Below are 2,080 nucleotides of genomic sequence, written 5' to 3'. Positions count from 1 at the left end.
CTTAAAATCTTGCGGCCGCAAGGCCGTGCGGGTTCGAGTCCCGCCGTCCGCACCACCCGCCGCGGCGCCTCACAGCAGCGTGCCGCGCAGGATCACCAGCGCCACCGAGAAGTAGATCACCAGCCCGGTGACGTCGACCAGCGTCGCCACGAAGGGCGCCGAGGCGGTGGCCGGATCGAAGCCGACGCGCTGGAGCGCGAAGGGCAGCATCGAACCCGCGAGCGAGCCGAAGGTGACGATGCCGACGAGCGCCGCGCCGACGGTCGCCGCGACCAGAGGCCAGTGCGGGCCGTAATCGTAGAGCCCGGCCTCCTGCCAGATCGCGATGCGGGCGACCGCGATGGTGCCCAGGATCGCGCCGAGGACCAGCCCGGTCGGCAGCTCGCGCAGAGCCACCCGCCACCAGTCGCGCAGGCGGATCTGGTGGAGCGCCAGGGCGCGGATCAGCAGGGAGGTGGCCTGCGAGCCGGAATTGCCGCCCGAACTCATGATGAGCGGGATGAACAGCGTCAGCACGAGCGCCCGCTCCAACTCGCCCTCGAAGCCCTGCATGGCGGATGCCGTCAGCATCTCGGAGAGGAACAGGGCGCAGAGCCAGCCGGCCCGCTTCCGGATCATCGTGAAGAAGCCGATCTCCATGTAGGGCTCGGGCAGCGCCTCCATGCCGCCGAAGCGCTGCACGTCCTGGGTCTGCTTGGCCACCATCGCGTCGATGATGTCATCGACCGTCACGATGCCGATGACGTGGCCGACGGCGTCGACCACGGGCAAGGCCAGCAGGTCGTACTTGGAGATCAGGCGGGCGGCCTCCTCGCGGCTCGCGGTCGGCGTCACGCTGAGCGGGCGCCGCTCGGGGGCGACCGCGAGCACGCTGTCCCCCGGCTCGCCCGCGATGAGGCGGCGCAGCGGCACCGCCTTCGTCAGCGTGCCGGTGCGCGGGTCGAGCACGAAGATCGCGTAGATGGTCTCGCGGGTGCGCTCGACCTGCCGGATGTGGTCGAGCGTCCGCGCGACCGTCCAGGTCGCCGGCACGGTGACGAACTCGGTCGTCATCAGCGAGCCGACCGTCTCCTCGCCGTAGGCGCTGAGCCGGTCGACCGCACCGCGGGTCTCGGCGTCGAGGCGAGCGCGCAGGTCCGAGCGGCCGGGCTCCTCGATCTCCCGGAACACGTCCGTCACCCGGTCGGCCGACATGCCCGTGAGGTAGGCGGCGACGCGGTCGCGGGGCAGGATCTCGATGATGTCGGCCGCGCAGGCGAGCTCGGGCTGATCCAGCACCTCGACCGCCCGCTCGAACGACAGGCCGAGCAGGATCGCGGCGGCGACCTCGGGCGCCTCGGCGTTCAGCGCCTCCACGATGTCCGGCGCGCGCTCATCGGAGAGCCGGGCCGCCAGCACGGAGGGCTCGACCCGGAGGGGGGTGACGATCTCGTTCATCGGCCTCGCCTCGCCTTCGAGGCGACGGCTCCCGCGCGTCCGGCCGAGCCCGGGCGCGCGGAGGGCCCGCGTGAGGGTCTCAGGCGGGCGGGCGCATCACGGGTCTCGGCGAAGGCGGTCGGTCGGGTCCGTCGCTGGGCATCGCTGATATCGGGTGAGTCGTCGGCCTGAGCCGGCGCGGCTCCGATGCGCCTCGGCGCGGAAACCGTCAAGGCCGCGGCCTCTCGTGCCCCCGCCGTCCAGCCGTCACAGCGAAGCAGGGACGGGATCGATGCGCCTTGACGATCCAGGCATCCGAACGCTCGGGGCGTGTATGCCGGAACCGTCACCGGCTTCGCCTACCTCGTGCACGTCGCCGCCCTGCGCGCCATCCTCGACGGCGCGGGGGCTGTCGCGGACGCCTGCGCCGGGTCCCGGCAGCCCTTGCCGGACGGGCCGGGCGGGGACGCTGGCTGAGGCGCGCAGCAGGCCGCCTATGAGAAATATAAGTGGAGGGCCCGCTTGTATTGCGCCCAACAGATCACCTATGTTTCCTCCATCAACAGAGGAGAAACGCCATGGCTTGGTCCGCCCCCGTCGTCCAAGAAATCTGCGTCGGCATGGAAGTCACCAGCTACGAATCGGCTGAGATCGACACCTTCAA

At 71.1% G+C, this 2,080-nt stretch carries 3 protein-coding genes; 2 read left to right on the top strand and 1 reads right to left on the bottom strand.

The genetic code is table 11. The features are described from left to right. Window positions 1-69: 69 nt before the first annotated feature. Complete coding sequence (gene mgtE / locus AX737_RS28485; RefSeq protein ID WP_066927224.1) at window positions 70-1,437, bottom strand: magnesium transporter; 1,368 nt, start codon at window positions 1,435-1,437, stop codon at window positions 70-72. Window positions 1,438-1,746: 309 nt separating this feature from the next. On the opposite strand from mgtE, the gene AX737_RS33795 reads away from it, so the two are divergent. Then, window positions 1,747-1,893 (top strand): hypothetical protein, encoded by a 147-nt coding sequence (locus tag AX737_RS33795; RefSeq protein ID WP_156454010.1) that lies wholly within the window; start codon window positions 1,747-1,749, stop codon window positions 1,891-1,893. 101 nt (window positions 1,894-1,994) lie between these two features. Continuing rightward, on the top strand, window positions 1,995-2,080 hold an 86-nt coding region (pqqA, locus tag AX737_RS28480), incomplete at its 3' end, for a pyrroloquinoline quinone precursor peptide PqqA (protein ID WP_066927226.1).

Origin of the sequence: Methylobacterium sp. CCH5-D2 (genome assembly GCF_001556475.1) — a bacterium.
GTDB lineage: Bacteria > Pseudomonadota > Alphaproteobacteria > Rhizobiales > Beijerinckiaceae > Methylobacterium > Methylobacterium hispanicum.
This window is presented reverse-complemented; position numbering and strand designations above follow the sequence as displayed.

Excerpts from the sequence above, each read along its gene's own strand:
- mgtE (WP_066927224.1), bottom strand. The coding sequence starts at position 1,437 with ATGAACGAGATCGTCACCCCCCTCCGGGTCGAGCCCTCCGTGCTGGCG.